The organism is Planktothricoides raciborskii GIHE-MW2, from assembly GCF_040564635.1.
GTDB lineage: Bacteria > Cyanobacteriota > Cyanobacteriia > Cyanobacteriales > Laspinemataceae > Planktothricoides > Planktothricoides raciborskii.
The window spans coordinates 195040-210860 of sequence record NZ_CP159837.1 but is presented as its reverse complement, the minus strand read 5'-3'; the positions used below and the strand labels follow the sequence as shown (position 1 = coordinate 210860).

The window sequence follows — 15821 nt, the reverse complement described above, 5'->3', positions numbered from 1 at the left end:
GACTATGCAGACGATGACGCGCAGGCAGCCTGTAAACTGTCCTTAAATGCGCCACCGGAAATCTTGTTGAAGATTAATAGGTAATATATCCATGATTTACAACCGATCCAATGATACGGTGCCTGCACCGTGTTTAATCGACACTGGCATCTTAGTTAACAAGCAGGATATCATCAGACTTTTGTCGGACTTGACTCATGTCCAATATATTCATTGGCAAGATGGCGAACTAAAAAGTCAAGGAGAAGGATATATCCTGGATGTGTTTGCCGACCCGCAGCGATCGACCTTAATCGCCAATCATGCGGTGTATATCAATGTTTATAGTTTTGATTATTTGGAACTAAAACAGTCTGCTAAGGCGGAAGCTTATTTTGATTTGGTGCAAGAGGGACTGCTGCTGCGCCTGACTCCTTTATCCAACCCCCTGAAACAAGAATGCTCTAGGGCTGAAGATAACCTAGACCTGGAAACAATGGTAGCGGAACTGCTCACAGCCAAGCTGGATGCCGAACAAGATGATGATGAATTTTTGCCATTTTAAGCCCAAGTATCGGCTATAATTGATTGTTTCGTGACTGTATTTCAATGAGACAATTATTGTGGGCGAAGATTTACGCGAAGATTTGGGCAATAATTTAGGCAATAATTTGGGCAATAATTTAGGCAATAATTTAGGCAATAATTTAGCCAATAATTTAGCCAATAATTTAGCCAATAATTTAGCCAATAATTTAGCCAATAACTTTACATTTCAACGTCAAGCTTGCTGCGGCCAGACTCAAGCAAGGGCTGGAGTCTTTTACACACCTCATGGCTGCGTTGAAACTCCTTGTTTTATGCCTGTGGGGACATTAGCTACGGTAAAAACATTGACCCCGGATCAATTAGTTGATACCGGCGCTCAAATGATTTTAGCTAATACTTATCATTTGCACCTGCAACCCGGGGAAAAAATCGTTGAACAAGCCGGTGGTTTGCACCGTTTTATGGTGTGGGATGGCCCAATTCTCACCGACTCTGGTGGGTTTCAAGTGTTTAGTTTAAGTCAGTTTAGAACAATTAATGAAGAAGGTGTCACTTTCAAGTCCCCCAGGGATGGAAGGATGATCCATTTAACCCCTGAGCGTTCGATTCAAATTCAAAATGCTTTGGGGGCTGATGTGATTATGGCGTTTGATGAATGTCCTCCCTATCCTGCTACTAGGGAAGCGGTGGAGTTAGCTATGGGGCGAACTTATCGCTGGTTAGAACGCTGCATCACCGCCCACAAGCGCTCAGATCAAGCGTTGTTTGGCATTGTTCAAGGGGGTATTTATGCGGATTTGCGCCAACAAGCGGCAGAATCTTTGCGTGAGTTGGATTTACCCGGATATGCCATTGGTGGGGTGAGTGTGGGAGAACCCGCTGATTTAATTACTCAGATTGTGCAGGTGACGGCGCCCCATTTGCCGGAGGAGAAACCCCGTTATCTGATGGGGGTGGGGACTTATCAGGAAATGGCTAGGGCGATCGCCTCTGGGGTGGATTTGTTTGACTGCGTAATTCCCACCCGCTGGGCTCGACATGGCGCGGTGATGGTACGCGGTGAGCGTTGGAATATTAAAAATGCTCAGTTTCGGGAAGATTTCACTCCCCTCGATGAAACCTGTCCTTGTTATACTTGCCAAAATTTTAGCCGCGCTTATTTGGGTCATTTGTGGCGATCGCGGGAAGTGCTGGGTTTAACTCTGCTGTCGATCCATAACATCACCGAACTGATGCGCTTTACTCGACGCATTCGGGAAGCGATTATAGGCGATCGCTTTGTCGAGGAATTTGGTCATTGGCTGAAATGACGGAAACGGAGAAACGGGCAACATCATGTTAAAATCTATCTCAATTATTAAAATCTTGTTCAAGAGGTAGGTATCTAAATGGAAGCAGCAATGCTGTTGGCGAAACTGCCAGAAGCGTATCAAATCTTTGACCCACTGGTTGATGTATTACCGATTATCCCCGTATTTTTCCTCTTGCTGGCTTTCGTTTGGCAAGCCGCCGTTGGTTTCAAATAAATTCCTAGTCTGTTTAATATCGATCGGGGTGCCTAAAAATAGGCACCCTTTTTTTGTCGTCTATATATGTGCGGCTACGTCTATATATAGCTATTTCAATTAAAATTAGTACAATTATGTAGGGGCGCAAGCCGCCGCGCCCAAAGAAGCAAATCAGCAGATTATGTAGGGGCGCGGCGGCTTGCGCCCCTGATGTTTCGTCTCAATCGCAATTGAAATGAATATATAAGTGTCAGAGATTAACCGCGATTGCCGATTGTCTTCTGGAACCCAGACCGTTGCTGGATCCGGCCAACATAAGCGAGGACGGCGGGATATGGGCTTAAGTCTGGTTTAATCATCATAAGGGTGTAGGCTAACATAGCGCCCACGGCCACATCTGCTACGGTAAAGTCATCCCCAACCAAAAACTGCTGTGTTTCAAAGATTTGGTTGAGGCCACTCATTAACCGGGGCAGTTCGCGATCGCGGCTGGCTTCCACAAACACCCCAGGGCCGAAAGTGGCATTAGCAAAAGAGATCCACTGGTTCATCACGGCCAAATCTTCTGGGGTGGACAGATTGCCGTATTTTTGGGCTAAATACAATAAAATTGCCCCAGACTCCCAGAGTTTAAAGTCTCCATCTACGATCGCGGGGACTTTGCCAATGGGATTAATCGCCAAATACTCTGGTTGCAAATGTTCTTTTGCTTGCATATCCAGCAGCACAAATTCATAAGGAACCCCAAGTTCCTCTAGATACCACTGCACAATTGAAGCCCGACTGCGAGCACCGCCATATAGCTTTAACATAAGCTGGAAAACAATCTAATGGAATCTAGATAATTATATAGGAATGACGCATCATGGTTATTTTTGACGCCGCTATCATAGCTACAATTAACCAAAATCACTGTAGGGGCGAAGCATTCGCGCATATAATATATTGATTTTTAGGAGAATTTACGCCGCGAATGCTTCGCCCTTAACCTGCGCTAAACATATCGTATTCTCGCAGAATTTACGCCGCGAATGGTTTGCCCTTACCCCACGATAAATATATCGCTGCTAATATCGCTGCTAATCTATCTCAAGATTAAGCAATATTAAGCAATATTAGGGATATTATGCCGAGACTATCGCCCCTGCATAGCCACCAACTCCGATGACTTTTCGGGAATAGTCAAAGTTTGGCGATTCCCAGAGGGATCGCTACGCGAATCGCACCAATCTAACATCCGATTCCAAGCCCACCAATGGTCAACATCACCGGCTTGTTTTTGGCAATTTTTACTACTAAAATATCCCAAATGACCGCCAAATTCCGTAGAAATTAAATCAATCGCTGAATTTTTCTCTGAAATAGCCTTTAACTCGGAAACTAAACCGGGATAAAACATCGGATCATCTTCCGCGTAAATAATTAACGTGGGCTTATTTAACTCCGGTAAAACGTGAACCAAAGGACAACTAGCATCATAATACTCCTCAACGGAATTAAACCCTAAACGGGGAATCACCAATTCGCGATCAAAGCCCCAAATACTATTAGCCCGTTCAATTGCTGCCGGATCTATATCATTAGGATGATAACCGTAAATTTCCCAGGCCATTGTTTTCAAATTTTTGGCAACTTCTTGTTCTAAATATCGCCCCAAAGGGTGATTAACTAAATAAGCAAGAGAACGATTAGAATCTAAATTAGGGCAAATCACCGCCCCACCCCCAATATCACGCGATCGCAGTCCCAAATTTCGCGCTGCTTTTGACAAAAATTGCCCTGCTTTCAGACCCCAAAGTGCCAAATGTCCACCCAAAGAATAGCCCGTAAACCAAAACTTTCCGGGACAACCAATTGCCTTAGCTTGGGCGGCAATTCTGACAAAATCTTCGCCTTCATATAAACCATCGGACGTTAAAGTTGGGGAAAGTTCGGCAGTTTTGCCGTGGGCTCTCCAATCAAATAAAACCACCGCATATCCCCGGGCAAATGCCTTACGTCCCAGCACTTGCAAAAACCATTGGTCTTCTAAATTTCCCGTAATACCGTAAGTACCAACGATCGTCCCCCGTGGGTTTTCGGGAATAGCTACCCAGCCAAAAATGGGCACATCCTCTGCACCCATAAAAATTTTTTCTTCATAAGGGGGTTGAGGGTCAACGGTAAACTTTTCCCACACTTGACTGGCGTAAAAAAAGCTATATAGTGTCATTAACAGTCCGTTCTTGAGAAACCAAGGGGGGGTATAAGCCGGATAAACCATAAATCAGTAAAAAAGCGTTTTTTTGTTTGACTGCATACCACTGTAACAAAAGTTAACAAATATTTCTATCTGGATAATTTATGGTTAGTATTCACCATGCCTAGGATGTTTAAAACCTAGACATGATTAGCCCGGATTCGTCAAACAAAAAAATCGATTAATCTACCCAAGGTTAATTAATAACATAAAAATACGTTATTGTTGTTTGTTTATCAATAAAAATAATTTACTTTTTTTTGATAAAATATTTTTTTGAATAAAAAGTAAAATTTGACATAATTAGGTATGATCGTTATTGTAGTAGCATAGGATAATTAAAATCATGGGAGAAGCAAAACGACGCGAAAAGTATTGGCAACAACAAGGGCAAGATTCGCCTCCAAATCAGGGCAAATCCGCCGCAAAAACAAGAATAGATGCCATTAAGCAGCAAATTCAGCAAATTAAGGCAGATACCGATCAAGTGAAAAAAAAACCAGAGTTTAAACGGCAATGTCAGGAAAAATTGGCCGCCGAAAACCGCCAGATTAAACAAAGATTGGAAAACCGGGATTTTCGACCAGTGAGTGATGTTATTGCCATGATTCAAACGCGATCGGGTAAACTCAACCCGGAACAAGTATATTTATGGATGGATTATCTCATTAGTGGCTTGTTGGACACGAAAAATATTGAACCTGTCCAAGCTCAGTTATTTGTCTGGGAGTTAGAAACCCATTTACAGCTTAATTCAGCCAAATCTCAGCAAGAATATTATGATTTATCCCAGCAAATTGCCGCGACAAAAGCTTATTTGAAATCCTTAGAAGTTTGGGTGGATATTAAAAATGATTTATTGGCAATTTACCAAGTTAGGTCTAGTATTTTGTAGTGATTGTTGATTGTTGGTTGTTGTTTGTTGTTTGTTGTTTGTTGTTTGTTGTTTGTTGGTTGTTGGTTGTTGGGGAAAGTCGTAGGGGCGAATGGCCAAGAGAGAAAAGAGAGGAGAGAAAAGAGAGGAGAGAATATCTTTCCTCTTTCCTATGCATCCTCTTTCCTCTTTCCTATGCATCCTCTTTCCTATGCATCCTCCCTTTCACTATTCACTCTCCCCTCTGCTCCCCCGCTCCCCCGCCGACGGCGGGGCGCCCCCCTCTGCCCCCCTACCCCCTACTTATGACTCCTACGATCCAAACCCTACCCCCAGAAGTTGTTAACCTGATCGCTGCCGGTGAGGTGATCGATTCGATCGCTGCTGTGTTGCGAGAGTTAGTGGAGAATGCCCTAGATGCTGGGGCGAGTCGAATTACCGTGTCCATTTGGCCGGAGTCCTGGCGGATCCGGGTGACGGATAATGGCGCGGGGATGGATTTGGCGAACTTACAACGTTGTGCGACCCCCCACAGTACCAGCAAAATCCGCGATCGCGAGGATTTGTGGAAAATTAACAGTTTGGGATTTCGCGGGGAAGCCCTGCATAGTTTGGCTCAATTATCCCGACTAGAAATCAGAAGTCGTTGCCAAGAGTCAGCGGAAGCATGGCGTCTGGTTTACACGGAACAAGGAGAACCGATGCAAATTGAACCTGTGGCGATCGCCCCGGGAACCATTGTCACGGTTTCTGACTTGTTTGGTTGCTGGCAAGCCCGGCGACAGGGACTGCCGCCGATCGCCCAACAGTTGCGGGCGGTACAACAAACCATTGAACACATTGCCCTGTGTCATCCCCAGGTAAGCTGGCAGGTGAATAAAAATAATCGCCCCTGGTTTGCCATTCATCCGGGAACCACCGCCCAGGAGATTTTGCCCCAGTTAGTGCGCGGGGTGGTGGTGAGTGATTTGCAATATGTGACGGTGGTGATTACCGCTGAACAACGGATTCAGGTGGTTTTGGGCTTGCCCGATCGCGCTTCACGCCGTAAACCGGATTGGGTGAAGGTGGCAGTCAATCATCGTATGGTGCGATCGCCGGAATTAGAACAAGCAATTATTAGTGCTTTTGGGCGAACCTTACCCAGAAATCGCTATCCGATTTGTTTTGTGGACTTGCAACTAAATCCAAAGCAAATTGATTGGAATCGACAACCGAGTAAGTCTGAGATTTACTTACAAAATATTGCTTGGTGGCAGCAACAACTTAATAGCGCGATCGGGCAAGCATTGCGGTTGAATATCACCGACAGTCCGGCCAATCAACAGCGAGTCAGCCAATTATTGACGAACTCAGAAAATAAAGGTGGCTATGAACTTAGTCGAAAAATTAACATGGAAGACCGCCCGGAACCTAGCAGCAACTTAATACCATTAACCGCCGTTGCTCAACTCAGAAATACCTATATTGTAGCAGAACATCCCAACGGCGTTTGGTTAGTAGAACAACATATTGCCCATGAAAGAATTATATATGAACAGTTGCGCGATCGCTGGGAATTAGTCCCATTAGAACCGCCGATAATTCTCAGCAATTTAACCATTGCCCAACGAGAACAAATGGAAAGGTTAGGATTAGATGTCAGCGAATTTGGCAACGAACTGTGGGCAGTCCGCAATGCCCCAGAAATGCTGGCAAAACGGGATGATTGTGCGGATGCTTTGTGGGAATTAAGTTTAGGGGGAGACTTACAAACTGCCCAAGTTGCCACCGCTTGCCGTAGCGCCATTAGAAACGGTACGCCGCTAAGTTTATCAGAAATGCAATCGATTTTAGATCAATGGCAACGCACGCAAAATCCCCGCACTTGTCCTCACGGCAGACCGATTTATTTATCCTTAGAAGAAACCGACTTAGCTCGATTTTTCCGACGCCATTGGGTGATTGGCAAAAGTCATGGAATTTAATAAATTATTACTTTTTAAGTAAATCATCTTTAAATTAATTAAGCAAACCCAATTAGCTATAAATTTATTCAGCACAAAAACAAAAAAAAACATAGTTAATTAAATAAATTATGTTTTGTGTATCTTTATGTTTAATTATGATTTGGATCTCAACCTTGCGCCCAAGCATCCGCGTCAAAAGCAGGCAATTCAGGATTTATTTTTTTGGCTAAATTGTAATTTTGTAAAGACTCTTTTAACTCACCTTCTTTGCCTAGGGTATCTCCTTGTTCAAGCAAAAAATCCACAACTAATTTTCCTACTTCTGGGTCGATGTCTAACGAACCGCCGAGATTTTCTACTTGCTTAAATTTATCTATAGCCTCCGCTAACTTCTCTTCTTTGGCTAGGGTTTGCCCTTCTTTAAGCAAAAATCAAATCGCGTGTTTGAGTCGGCACCATTGGCAACACCTTCGGTTCATACATAAACTTGGCGCATAGATTAGCAAAAACATTGCAAAATCGCAAACCCAAAGGCATAGTATAAATTACATGACAATGAAGGCTTCGCAGTTGTTCAGCCCGTTCCACAAACAAATATTCATGCTGGGGACTTTGACCAGGTTTGCGAGAATTATGTAGTTTATCTAAGCTATCGACAATTACGACTAAGCCTCGCTTTTCATGCTGCTGTAATTTGGCGATCGCTGGTTCGATTAGTTCACTATTAATTGCTTCTAAACTGCTATTGGTTCGCGGTTCCAAATAGTCTCTTAATTTACTGCGAGATTCGGGAGATGCTTTCGCTTTGGCAGAAATTTTATCAATTCCCATATCTAAAGAAACTTGCCCGTCTGTATTGGCACTAATTTTACCAAATGGGGTTGTCCATTCTCCAGAAATTTCAATTTCCGTTTGCAACAGTTTTGCAGCCCCTTGGAGGAGACTTTGCATTTTTGTAGATTTGTTCAGTTGCAAGCGATCGAGACTTTCGGTAATCCGATGGGCGATCGCCAATAAAATATCCCCTACATCCACATCTCCCATTTCCAAATCTTGAGAAGACTCAAAATATACCACATGAAAATCCTCTGCTTCCAACTGTTGTTTCAACCGCAACAACTCCGTGGACTTACCGCAACCAATATGACCCGTAAACAATTGACAAGTGGCTTCATCCGGCGACCATAGAGCAATATTATCCTTCAACTCATCAATAATCTGACCGCCGCGCACAGAGGAAAAATCAATATAATACTTTTGGTCTTGTTCAATACTATCCACAAATAAGGTTTTTGCGGGGTTGGTCGCCTGAAAAAATTGTTGTAAATTTAAGCTTTTCGTCATAATTATCTCCTATCAACGACAGATTTAACTCTGCCCCTAGATAAAACGAGTGTCTGCCCTGGTTCCAGCCCTGGTTATGATGAAATTACAGGGGTATCTGCCTAGTTTCCGGCAGTTTTTCCTTAATCCCTAAATATTCACCAAAATTTAGCCAAATAATTCAGCCAAATAACTCATCATTAAATATTTGGCAGGGGATTTGGCAGCGGATGAGATGACTGCTGGGGAAAGATATTTGGCAGCGAATAACTTACCTGTGACAAAAACAGGCAACTCATCCGTTGCCCACCCGTTATCCGTTGCCAACTCTAATGAGGTTGCAGAGATGTAACCAATACTTTCTCCTATTGCTTGACCTGACCCGATGAACATATATGAAATCTTTAACTATATGTAGAGCAATTAATAATATATAGCACTGCATATAGTGTGTAATTTATGAATCTGGGTCTTTTCTATCTTTTGAAGTCCAAAAGCTCTTTATATAATTTTTTTTTATTAAAAACATAAGAAAATACGTCTTTACTAATAAAAGATTTAACCTTATGATAAATGCCAACAACGTAAGGAAAACTTTATGGAATAGTTAATCGGGAGCATTTTTAGCGGTTATTTCTGTTGATTGTTTTATTTTCTCTGAGAAGTCTCTTTGATCCCCGTGTTGATTAAGCCGAATTATCTTACTTATTCAATCGCTCTTATCTATCTGAGGAAACCACCATGAGTCAAATTTCACGACGCAGATTTTTATTCACACTCAGCGCCAGTGCAGCAGGTTCAGTCTTATTAAAAGGCTGTTTAGGCAACCCACCGGAACCAGCGGGCAGCAGTAGCTCTACCCCACAAGTTAGTCCGGTTAATTTGACACCGGAAACCACCCCGGAAATCACCGGAATTAAATTAGGTTATCTGCCAATTGTTGAATCCGCCCCATTAATCGTGGGTAAACAAAAAGGCTTTTTCGCCAAATATGGGATGACTGATGTGGAAGTCTCCAAACAGGCCAACTGGGGATCAGCAAGAGATAATGTGGAAATTGGCTCCAAAGCGGGAGGCATTGATGGCGGGCAGTGGCAAATGCCCATGCCTTATTTAATTTCCGAAGGTTTAATTACCAAAAATAATGTCAAAATCCCTATGTATGTCCTGGCTCAACTCAATACTCAGGGCAATGGGATTGCGATCGCCAATAAACATAAAGGCCACAATATTGGCTTGGATTTAAGCCTTGCTAAGAATTATTTTATCGATTTACATACCGCAGGCACTCCGTTTAAATTAGCCTATACCTTCCCGAAAGCGAATCAAGATTTTTGGGTGAGATATTGGTTAGCGGCTGGGGGAATCGATCCTGATTTGGATGTGAGTTTGCTGGTGGTTCCGGCAGCCCAAACCGTTGCCAACATGAAAACTGGCTCGATGGATGGGTTCAGTACCGGCGATCCTTGGCCCGATCGCATTGCCCAAGATGGGATTGGTTTTCTGGCCGCATTAACTGCTGATATTTGGCCTTGTCATCCAGAAGAATACCTGGCAATTCGGGCCGATTGGGTGGATCAACATCCCAAGGCCACTAAAGCATTATTAAAAGGACTGATGGAAGCCCAACAATGGTGCGATCGACCCGAAAATCATGGGGAACTGGCGGCGATTTTATCGACGGCCAATTACTTCAACGTTCCAGCATCAGTTTTACAAGGTTCTTTCTCTGGAAACTATAAATTAGGAGATAACTTAGCACCCATCAATGATCCGAAAAAAGCCACCAAATATTGGAAGGATGAGAAAGGCAGTGTTTCCTATCCCTACAAGAGCCATGATTTATGGTTTTTAACGGAAAGTGTTCGCTGGGGTTACTTACCACCGGAAACTTTAGCAAATGCCCAACAATTGATTGATAAAGTCAATCGAGAAGATATCTGGAAAGCCGCAGCAGCGGAAGCTGGAATCGCGGCCACTGATATTCCCACCAGCACATCGCGAGGGATTGAGCAATTTTTTGATGGCAAGATTTTTGATCCGCAAAATCCCCAGGCTTATTTAGACAGTCTCGCGATCAAGAAAGTTTAATCTTTGATAATATTTCACCGCAAATACAGAAAAAAACAGGAGGATACACAATGGCAAATATCGTGAGAAACAATCGGCAAAAAACCGGAAATCCCATTCTGGATTTTTGGAATAAAAACTCCCACAATATTCTCCCGCCGTTAATGGGATTTCTGGGATTTTTAATTGTTTGGCAACTGGTATCGATGGTCGGCTTAATCAAACTGCCCCCCCCGTCGGATATCATCACCAATCAACGAACTCGCATTTATTTAATGTATCCTTGGTTTGACCGGGGCGGACTGGATAAAGGATTATTCTGGCAAACTCTGGAAAGTCTAAAACGGGTTTTAATTGGTTATTCTATGGCGGCAATTGTGGGCATTGGCACCGGGATTCTGATTGGCTTAAATCCGTTTCTAAATAAAGCCCTCGACCCCTTGTTTCAATTCCTGCGAACCGTGCCACCCTTGGCCTGGGTTCCCCTTTCTCTGGCGGCTTTGCAACAAAACCAACCGGCGGCTTTATTCGTGATTTTTATTACCGCTGTTTGGCCAATTTTAATTAACACTACCGTCGGAGTCCAACAAATTCCCCAGGATTACATTAACGTTCGTCAGGTGTTACAGCTTTCTCCTCAAAAGTTCTTTTTCAAGATTTTGATTCCGTCAGCTTTGCCTTACATTTTCACGGGATTACGGATCGCGATCGGTCTAGCTTGGTTAGCGATTATCGCCGCCGAAATTGTGATGTCAGGGATTGTGGGCATTGGCTTCTTCATCTGGGATGCTTACCAAAATAACTATATTTCCGACATTATTTTGGCGCTGGTTTATATCGGTGCAGTGGGCTTAATGCTTGACCGCTTTATGGCTTGGTTACAAACCGTGATCGCCCCTGGGGAATAATCCTGAATCCATCATGTTGTCTGGGTTTGGTCAACCCAAATCCAAACCCAACTACATCTCAATAATCCAAGAAAAATCCAATAAAAATCAATGAGGGAATGAATTATGAGCGTCTTTGTGGCAGTGGATCAAATTGATAAGGTATTTGAGTTAAGCAATGGTGGACAATATATTGCGCTCAAAGGCATCAATTTACAGATTAAAAAAGGTGAATTTATCTCTTTAATTGGTCACTCTGGTTGTGGCAAGTCAACCCTGTTAAACATGATTGCGGGTTTGGATTTACCCACCGATGGAGTGGTTGCCCTGGAAGGACAACGGATTCAAAAACCCGGCCCCGATCGCATGGTCGTCTTCCAAAACTATTCCCTTTTGCCTTGGTTAACGGTGCGGCAAAATATTGCCCTCGCTGTCAATGAAGTCATGGCAGGATTGCCCGAAGGTGAAAGAAAGGAAATTATTGAAAACCATATTGACTTGGTGGGTTTACGTCATGCGGTAGATAAATTACCCAAGGAATTATCCGGTGGGATGAAACAACGAGTCGCGATCGCTCGTGCCCTAGCCATCCGTCCCAAATTGTTACTATTAGATGAACCTTTCGGCGCCTTAGATGCCTTAACTCGCGGCAATTTACAAGAGCAACTGATGCGAATTTGTGAAGAATACCAAGTCACATCAGTCATGGTGACTCACGATGTGGATGAAGCGGTATTACTGTCCGATCGCATTGTCATGTTAACCAACGGACCATCCTCCAAAATCGGTGGAATTTTAGAAGTAGATATTCCCCGCCCTCGGAAACGCATGGAAGTGGTGAATCACCCCAGCTACTATATTTTAAGAAGTGAAATGATCTACTTCTTAAATCAACAAAAACGAGTCAAGAAAATCCGCGCCCGCAAAGTTGATGTTGTCTCCCGTCATGGCTTAGAAAAAATCAACTTAGAGATTGGTTTTGTCCCCCTCACCGCTTGTGCTCCTTTGGTAGTTGCCCAAGAAAAAGGCTTTTTTGTCAAACATGGATTAGAGGAAGTTAATTTAGTCCGAGAAACCAGTTGGCGTGGGATTGTCGATGGCATTGCCGGAAACTATTTAGATGCAGCCCAAATGCCCGCAGGAATGCCCATGTGGTTCACCAATGCGGGACATGAAGATACCCCCTTACCTGTGGTGACAGCCTTGACCATGACTCGCAATGGGAATGCGATTACATTGGCGAAAAAATTCTATCAGCAAGGAATTCAAACGGCCAAAGATTTAAAAGAAGCCATTCGGAAAAGTAGCGATGAAAAACATCGTTTGGGCATGGTTCATCCTTCCTCAATGCACAATATTTTATTGCGATATTGGCTGGCAGAAGGGGGAATTGATCCGGATCGAGATGTGGAATTAAAAACAATTCCCCCGGCTCAAATGGTGGTGGATTTGAAAGCCAATACCATTGACGGCTACTGTGTCGGTGAACCTTGGAATTTCCGGGCTGCAATGGAAGGGGCAGGCTTTACCGTGGCCACTGATTTAGAAATTTGGCAAGGACACCCCGGTAAAGTTTTAGGAGTCCGAGAAGATTGGGCGAATAAATATCCGAATACCCACATTGCTTTGGTCAAAGCTTTATTAGAAGCTTGTGCCTATTGTGCAGATGAAAAGAACCATCCAGAAATTCGCAAATTGTTAGCCACTCGCAAATATTTAAGTACCGATATTGACTACATTCATTTAGGCACTCCCAATGAGATGAGTTGCAGTTTAGATCATCCGATGCGAGAATATGCTCATCACGAGTTTTTCGGAGCCGGAATTAACCGGCCAATTCGGACTGAACATTTGTGGATGATGACCCAAATGGCTCGTTGGGGCGATATTCCTTTCCCGCGTAATTGGGTGGAAATTTTAGAGCGGGTTTGTCGCGTGAACGTATTCAGCACGGCGGCTCGTGAGTTAGGGATTGATGTTCAGTACAAACGCACGGGAATTAATCTCTTTGATGGGGTAAAATTTAATGATGAAAACCCGCTTGATTATCTGAATAAATTGAAGATTAAACGCAATATTACGATGGCAGAAATTATTCTCGATACCAGAGAAAGAGATCCGCTTTCAGCTTGATAGTAGGTTTTTGCCTAAAGCGCAAGGATGATAATTGTCTGGGAATAATACCAAATTCAGGAAATCATGCCACAGAAACCTAGACCCCCCCTAGCCCCCCTTCAAAAGGGGGGAACCAAAAATCAAATCAAAGCAAAGCGACCTTTTTAAGGGGAGCCAGTGTGCCGAAAGGGGTCTCCCTACAGCACCTGGCTGGGATTTAAGGGGAGCGTATATCTGTGGCAATGTTTAGTAAAATTGGTATCAAGAAAAAGCTCATCGATCAAATAGAAGGAATTAGCGATGCAACCAACCGTTTACAAAAAAATTCAAGCGAATAAAGTCACTCAATCATCGGCTAAAAAGCCTTTTGTGGTTTTTGACAATGTTTCTAAAACCTATAAGACCTCGCGAGGCCCTTACACGGTTTTAAAAGATGTCAATTTGACGATTAATCGGGGCGAATTTATCTGTGTGATCGGTCACTCTGGCTGTGGAAAATCCACTTTGTTAAATATGGTGTCCGGGTTTAATACCCCGTCTACAGGTTCGGTGACGGTGGGTGGAGAACCTGTCACCAAACCAGGCCCTGATCGCATGGTTGTCTTCCAAAACTATGCCCTGCTTCCTTGGTTAAGTGCTTTTGAAAATGTCTATTTAGCCGTTAATGAGGTTTATAAGAATAAGTCAGAATTGGAAAAACGGGCGATCGTCCGCGATCATTTAGCAATGGTCGGTTTAACCGAAGCGGCTGATAAAAAACCTAAGCAAATTTCTGGGGGGATGCGTCAACGGGTTTCTATTGCCCGCGCTTTGGCAATTCGTCCGAAAGTGCTGATTTTAGACGAACCTTTTGGGGCATTAGATGCGATTACCAAGGAGGAATTACAAGAGGAATTATTGCAGATTTGGAACGATCATCGCTGCACGGTGTTAATGATTACTCACGATATCGATGAGGCATTATTCTTGGCGGATAAATTGGTGATGATGACCAATGGCCCCGAAGCAAAAGTAGGGGAAATTATGGAAATTCCTTTCTCCCGTCCTCGCGATCGCGATCGCATTATGGAAGACCCCTTATATTACGATTTGCGTAACTATGCCCTAGATTTCCTCTATAACCGTTTTGCCCACGATGACACTAAGGATTAAAGGCAAAAAAGCCTTGCTAAGTCATGGGGTGATGGTGACAATTATTCTAGGTAATTCTAGAGCGTTTTTCAGCCTTTATAGAACACCTCTGTAGGGGCGAAGTATGATGGGTGACAACTACTGCGAGAACCCAGAATTAACTGGCAATCATGGGAATGTAGGGGCGAAGCATGATGAGTGACAACTACTGCGAGAACCCAGAATTAACTGGCAATCATGCTTCGCCCCTACCAATATTTGTGGTTCAACCAATAGAAAATTGCTGTAGGGGGGGGGTGGTTCAGTCCGTAGAAAAAAGCTGTAGATCATTCTGAGCATTGCTGTTGATTAACCTTTGAACAGTAAATCCACGGGTAGCGGTTGAGCGGTATTTTCCTCAAAGTTAGCCGGTGCATTCAACAACAAATGGCCAGCCAAGCTGGGATGTTTCGCATTTTGGCAAGTGGAAGCGGCGAACAACTGACCAGGCAGCCCTGCAAATGCCGGACAATTGCCATAAGTACAGGATGCTGCCGCCAGATATTTCTGTTGATCCTTTTCTTGGAGGCAATTCGCCACGGCTTCTGGCTCTAGACCGGCTGAGGCATAGCATTGCAATGCGGTGACGACGCCAATTTTACTGATGGTACAGTTAACATCCACCGAACAGCCACCCTTGGAAATCACCCAGGCATCGGCATTGTAGCCACTGCTACTGTCGCTGGCGTAGGCATTGTACAATTCATCTAATTGGCCTGGATCACTCAGCAAACCTGCACTGTCAATATCTTCCAGAATGGTTGGGAGTTCAGTCACGAGTTGTTCAAGCTCGTCGCTGACTTCATAGGAGTCATCATTAAAAACTGATGTGAGATCTTCCCCAGCGGAGCCAGTGTTTCCGCCGATTTGAGCCTGTGCTGGAGCCGACGCTAGGATCGCCATAGCCAAAATACCTGCCCCGGCGATCGCTGATAGTAATTTTTTCATAATCATCTCTTTTGGTATAGGACAAAATTGAATGTTGGCTGTAGAACCGGATCTCCTGAAGAAATAAAGATTTAGATAGCTTCCTGAATGTTTTGGATACAGATATCAACTATGATGGAATGGCTCCTAAATAATTGCTGAAAGTTTCCTTTCATCTTCGATCCTAACCACCTATTTGAGATTTGTCAATAGTCTGATTACTTACTATGA

The 15821-nt window shown here is 43.7% G+C and carries 15 protein-coding genes; 9 read left to right on the top strand and 6 right to left on the bottom strand.

Features of this window, described 5'->3' with window-relative positions; translation table 11 throughout:
* The first annotated feature begins 91 nt into the window (after window positions 1-91).
* The 3 genes from ABWT76_RS00775 (at window position 92) to ABWT76_RS00765 (ending at window position 2054) form a co-directional block, all read left to right on the top strand.
* Entirely contained in the window at window positions 92-544 is a 453-nt protein-coding gene (locus tag ABWT76_RS00775; RefSeq protein ID WP_054467760.1) for a hypothetical protein, read from the top strand.
* A gap of 58 nt (window positions 545-602) precedes the next feature.
* Window positions 603-1838: a tRNA guanosine(34) transglycosylase Tgt gene (tgt, locus tag ABWT76_RS00770; protein WP_231636847.1), complete on the top strand. Its 1236-nt coding sequence runs from the start codon at window positions 603-605 to the stop codon at window positions 1836-1838.
* A 78-nt stretch (window positions 1839-1916) separates the two neighbouring features.
* Window positions 1917-2054 carry a photosystem II reaction center protein K gene (locus tag ABWT76_RS00765; RefSeq protein WP_054467761.1) on the top strand — a complete coding sequence of 46 codons (138 nt, stop codon included), beginning with the start codon at window positions 1917-1919 and terminating at the stop codon, window positions 2052-2054.
* 239 nt (window positions 2055-2293) lie between these two features.
* On the opposite strand, the gene ABWT76_RS00760 is transcribed toward ABWT76_RS00765, so the two are convergent.
* Both ABWT76_RS00760 and ABWT76_RS00755 read right to left on the bottom strand, forming a co-directional pair.
* Window positions 2294-2848 carry a glutathione S-transferase family protein gene (locus ABWT76_RS00760; RefSeq protein ID WP_054467763.1) on the bottom strand — a complete coding sequence of 185 codons (555 nt, stop codon included), beginning with the start codon at window positions 2846-2848 and terminating at the stop codon, window positions 2294-2296.
* A 323-nt stretch (window positions 2849-3171) separates the two neighbouring features.
* Window positions 3172-4248: a YheT family hydrolase gene (locus ABWT76_RS00755; RefSeq protein ID WP_375339294.1), complete on the bottom strand. Its 1077-nt coding sequence runs from the start codon at window positions 4246-4248 to the stop codon at window positions 3172-3174.
* 373 nt (window positions 4249-4621) lie between these two features.
* Between ABWT76_RS00755 and ABWT76_RS00750 the strand changes: the two genes are divergently transcribed.
* Together ABWT76_RS00750 and mutL are read left to right on the top strand one after the other, a co-directional pair.
* Window positions 4622-5170 carry a hypothetical protein gene (locus tag ABWT76_RS00750; RefSeq protein WP_190878977.1) on the top strand — a complete coding sequence of 183 codons (549 nt, stop codon included), beginning with the start codon at window positions 4622-4624 and terminating at the stop codon, window positions 5168-5170.
* Window positions 5171-5454: 284 nt separating this feature from the next.
* On the top strand, window positions 5455-7116 hold the full coding sequence (mutL, locus tag ABWT76_RS00745; RefSeq protein WP_054467769.1) for a DNA mismatch repair endonuclease MutL: 1662 nt from the start codon (window positions 5455-5457) through the stop codon (window positions 7114-7116).
* A gap of 149 nt (window positions 7117-7265) precedes the next feature.
* Here mutL and ABWT76_RS00740 read toward each other — a convergent pair whose 3' ends face one another.
* From ABWT76_RS00740 to ABWT76_RS00730, 3 genes are all read right to left on the bottom strand, one after another.
* Window positions 7266-7526 carry a hypothetical protein gene (locus tag ABWT76_RS00740; protein ID WP_354635482.1) on the bottom strand — a complete coding sequence of 87 codons (261 nt, stop codon included), beginning with the start codon at window positions 7524-7526 and terminating at the stop codon, window positions 7266-7268.
* A complete protein-coding gene (locus ABWT76_RS00735) occupies window positions 7519-8442 on the bottom strand; it encodes an AAA family ATPase (protein ID WP_054467775.1) in 924 nt (307 codons plus the stop codon). The genes ABWT76_RS00740 and ABWT76_RS00735 overlap by 8 nt, the downstream gene beginning before the upstream one ends.
* A gap of 147 nt (window positions 8443-8589) precedes the next feature.
* On the bottom strand, window positions 8590-8814 hold the full coding sequence (locus tag ABWT76_RS00730; RefSeq protein ID WP_054467778.1) for a hypothetical protein: 225 nt from the start codon (window positions 8812-8814) through the stop codon (window positions 8590-8592).
* Between the two features lie 348 nt (window positions 8815-9162).
* On the opposite strand from ABWT76_RS00730, the gene ABWT76_RS00725 reads away from it, so the two are divergent.
* From ABWT76_RS00725 to ABWT76_RS00710, 4 genes are all read left to right on the top strand, one after another.
* Window positions 9163-10512, top strand: a complete 1350-nt coding sequence (locus tag ABWT76_RS00725) for a CmpA/NrtA family ABC transporter substrate-binding protein (protein ID WP_054467780.1) — start codon at window positions 9163-9165, stop codon at window positions 10510-10512.
* A gap of 50 nt (window positions 10513-10562) precedes the next feature.
* Window positions 10563-11399 carry a nitrate ABC transporter permease gene (gene ntrB, locus ABWT76_RS00720; RefSeq protein ID WP_054467782.1) on the top strand — a complete coding sequence of 279 codons (837 nt, stop codon included), beginning with the start codon at window positions 10563-10565 and terminating at the stop codon, window positions 11397-11399.
* Between the two features lie 105 nt (window positions 11400-11504).
* Window positions 11505-13511, top strand: a complete 2007-nt coding sequence (locus tag ABWT76_RS00715; RefSeq protein WP_190878979.1) for a nitrate ABC transporter ATP-binding protein — start codon at window positions 11505-11507, stop codon at window positions 13509-13511.
* A gap of 282 nt (window positions 13512-13793) precedes the next feature.
* Complete coding sequence (locus tag ABWT76_RS00710; protein WP_082348937.1) at window positions 13794-14645, top strand: nitrate ABC transporter ATP-binding protein; 852 nt, start codon at window positions 13794-13796, stop codon at window positions 14643-14645.
* A 327-nt stretch (window positions 14646-14972) separates the two neighbouring features.
* Here ABWT76_RS00710 and ABWT76_RS00705 read toward each other — a convergent pair whose 3' ends face one another.
* Window positions 14973-15611 carry a hypothetical protein gene (locus ABWT76_RS00705; RefSeq protein ID WP_156331878.1) on the bottom strand — a complete coding sequence of 213 codons (639 nt, stop codon included), beginning with the start codon at window positions 15609-15611 and terminating at the stop codon, window positions 14973-14975.
* Window positions 15612-15821 lie beyond the last annotated feature (210 nt).

What these genes read in the sequence shown, in the direction of transcription:
- ABWT76_RS00705 (WP_156331878.1), bottom strand. Translation starts at nt 15,611, where the DNA reads ATGAAAAAATTACTATCAGCGATCGCCGGGGCAGGTATTTTGGCTATG.
- ABWT76_RS00710 (WP_082348937.1), top strand. Translation starts at nt 13,794, where the DNA reads ATGCAACCAACCGTTTACAAAAAAATTCAAGCGAATAAAGTCACTCAA.
- ABWT76_RS00725 (WP_054467780.1), top strand. Translation starts at nt 9,163, where the DNA reads ATGAGTCAAATTTCACGACGCAGATTTTTATTCACACTCAGCGCCAGT.
- ABWT76_RS00760 (WP_054467763.1), bottom strand. Translation starts at nt 2,848, where the DNA reads ATGTTAAAGCTATATGGCGGTGCTCGCAGTCGGGCTTCAATTGTGCAG.
- ABWT76_RS00715 (WP_190878979.1), top strand. Translation starts at nt 11,505, where the DNA reads ATGAGCGTCTTTGTGGCAGTGGATCAAATTGATAAGGTATTTGAGTTA.
- ABWT76_RS00765 (WP_054467761.1), top strand. Translation starts at nt 1,917, where the DNA reads ATGGAAGCAGCAATGCTGTTGGCGAAACTGCCAGAAGCGTATCAAATC.
- ABWT76_RS00750 (WP_190878977.1), top strand. Translation starts at nt 4,622, where the DNA reads ATGGGAGAAGCAAAACGACGCGAAAAGTATTGGCAACAACAAGGGCAA.
- ABWT76_RS00730 (WP_054467778.1), bottom strand. Translation starts at nt 8,814, where the DNA reads ATGTTCATCGGGTCAGGTCAAGCAATAGGAGAAAGTATTGGTTACATC.
- mutL (WP_054467769.1), top strand. Translation starts at nt 5,455, where the DNA reads ATGACTCCTACGATCCAAACCCTACCCCCAGAAGTTGTTAACCTGATC.
- ABWT76_RS00735 (WP_054467775.1), bottom strand. Translation starts at nt 8,442, where the DNA reads ATGACGAAAAGCTTAAATTTACAACAATTTTTTCAGGCGACCAACCCC.
- ntrB (WP_054467782.1), top strand. Translation starts at nt 10,563, where the DNA reads ATGGCAAATATCGTGAGAAACAATCGGCAAAAAACCGGAAATCCCATT.
- ABWT76_RS00755 (WP_375339294.1), bottom strand. Translation starts at nt 4,248, where the DNA reads ATGACACTATATAGCTTTTTTTACGCCAGTCAAGTGTGGGAAAAGTTT.
- ABWT76_RS00775 (WP_054467760.1), top strand. Translation starts at nt 92, where the DNA reads ATGATTTACAACCGATCCAATGATACGGTGCCTGCACCGTGTTTAATC.